Source organism: Massilia sp. P2_C2 (genome assembly GCF_056404615.1).
Window position 1 is genome coordinate 1 of record NZ_JBFUDR010000531.1, and the last position, 2,268, is coordinate 2,268.

Genomic DNA, 2,268 nt, shown 5'->3' on the forward strand with positions numbered 1-2,268 from the left:
GTTCGGCTGCGCGCGGCAGGGCGAAACGCCGTCCGGCGACCGCAAGGAACCGCCGTCGGAGAAGGCCGTCGGCCAGGCCTCGACCGCGCTGACGAACGAGAAGCCGGGCCTCGCGCACGACGCCTTCATCCGCATCGACCGCGCCGGCCTCGTCACCCTCATCATCCACAAGGTCGAGATGGGGCAGGGCACGTTCACGTCGTTGCCGATGCTGCTGGCGGAAGAACTGGGCGCCGACCTCTCGAAGGTGAAGCTGGAGCAGGCGCCCGCGAACAATTCGCTGTACGCCGACGCGCTGCTGGGCGGCCAGGTGACGGGTGGCTCGACGTCGATCCGCGGCACGTACAAGCCGCTGCGCGAAGCCGGCGCCAAGGTCCGCACGGTGCTCGTGCAGGCGGCCGCGAAGAACTGGAACGTCGATCCGGGCGAGCTGAAGGTCGTGGGCGGGACGATCCGCCACGAGGGCTCGAACCGCTCGGTTCATTTCGGCGACGTCGTCGATGCCGCCTCGAAGCTGAGTTTCCCGGCCGAGGTGAAGCTGAAGGACCCGGCCACGTTCACGCTGGTCGGCAAGCCGGTCAAGCGGCTCGACTCGCCGGCGAAGGTCGACGGCTCCGCGCAGTTCGGCATCGATGCGCGCCTGCCCAATATGGGAATCGCGGCCGTGGCGGCATCGCCGGTCCTCGGGGGCAAGGTGACGGCGGTGGACGAACGGAAGGCGCTGGCCGTGAAGGGCGTACGCCAGGTGCTGCGCATCGAGGGCGCGGTGGCGGTCGTGGCCGACCACTTCTGGGCCGCGAAACAGGGCCTGGCGGCTGCGGCGCCGCGCTTCGACGATGGCGCGAACGCCAACGCCAGCCTGGCGGGCATCGTGGCCGACATGATGAAGGTCTCGCAGCAGACCGGCGCCGTCGCGAAGGACGAGGGCGATGCTTTGACGTCGCTGGACGCGGGCCCGGGACGCCGCATCGATGCCATCTACGAGGTGYCGTTCCTCGCGCACGCGACGATGGAACCGATGAACTGCACGGTCGACCTGAAACCGGACGGCTGCGATATCTGGGTCGGCACGCAGGTGCCGGCGCTGGCGCAGGGCGCGGCTGCGAAGCTCACCGGGCTGCCGCTGGAGAAGGTCCGCGTCCATAATTTCTATATCGGCGGCGGCTTCGGCCGGCGGCTCGAGGTCGACAACGTGATCCAGGCCGTGGAATTCGCCAGGCTGGCCAAGGGCCCGCTGAAGATCGTCTGGACGCGCGAGGAAGACATCCAGCACGACATGTACCGGCCCTATTATGTCGACCGCATGTCGGCACGCATCGACGACAAGGGCATGCCCGTGGCCTGGTTCCACCGCGTGACGGGATCGTCGATCATGGCGCGCTTTGCCCCGCCCATGGTCAAGAACGGCGTCGACCCGGACGCGGTGGAGGGCGCGGCGGACCTGCAGTATTCGATTCCCGCCGTCCGCGTGGAATACATGCGCCACGAACCGGGTGCCCTCGCGACGGCGTTCTGGCGCGGCGTCGGGCCCACGCACAACGTGTTCGTCGTCGAGAGCTTCATCGACGAACTGGCGTATGCGAGCAAGACCGACCCGGTCGCGTTCCGCCGTTCGCTGCTGCAGAAATCGCCGCGCACGCTGGCCGTGCTGAACCTGGCGGCCGAGAAGGCCGGCTGGGGCAAGCCGATGAAGCCGGTCGCGGGGCGCAAGCTGGGGCGGGGCATCTCGACGCAGTTCGCGTTCGGCAGCTACCTGGCGCAGGTGGCGGAAGTATCGGTCGGCCCGGATGGCGACGTGCGCCTGCACCGCGTCGTGTGCGCGGTCGACTGCGGCCAGAACATCAACCCGGACACCATCGTCGCGCAGATGGAGGGCGGCATCGTGTTCGGCGCCAGCGCAGCGCTGTGGGACCAGATCACCGTCGAGAAGGGACGGGTGCAGCAGTCGAACTTCTCGGACTACCGCGTGATGCGCATGCCGGAGTCGCCGGCGATCGAGGTCTATATCGTGAACAGCCGCGACGAGCCGGGCGGCATCGGCGAGCCGGGGACGGCGGGCATCGCGCCGGCGCTGGCGAATGCGGTGTTTGCGGCGACGGGCAAGCGGATTCGCAAGCTGCCGATCGGGGAGCAGCTCAAAAAAACCTGATGCCGTTGGCGGATGCGTTCACGGGAGGCGTAGGGTGGGCTCCCCGAGCCCACGCGTAAAGTATGCGATTCGCAGGCGTTCGCGTGGGCACAGGGTGCCCACCCTACGCAATGTTCATG

1 protein-coding gene is annotated in these 2,268 nt (G+C 68.5%); it reads left to right on the plus strand.

All coding sequences use genetic code 11. From position 1 onward, the window contains the following. On the plus strand, window positions 1-2,149 hold a 2,149-nt coding region (locus AC1DYX_RS30480), incomplete at its 5' end, for a xanthine dehydrogenase family protein molybdopterin-binding subunit (RefSeq protein WP_477265861.1). Between the last annotated feature and the right edge of the window lie 119 nt (window positions 2,150-2,268).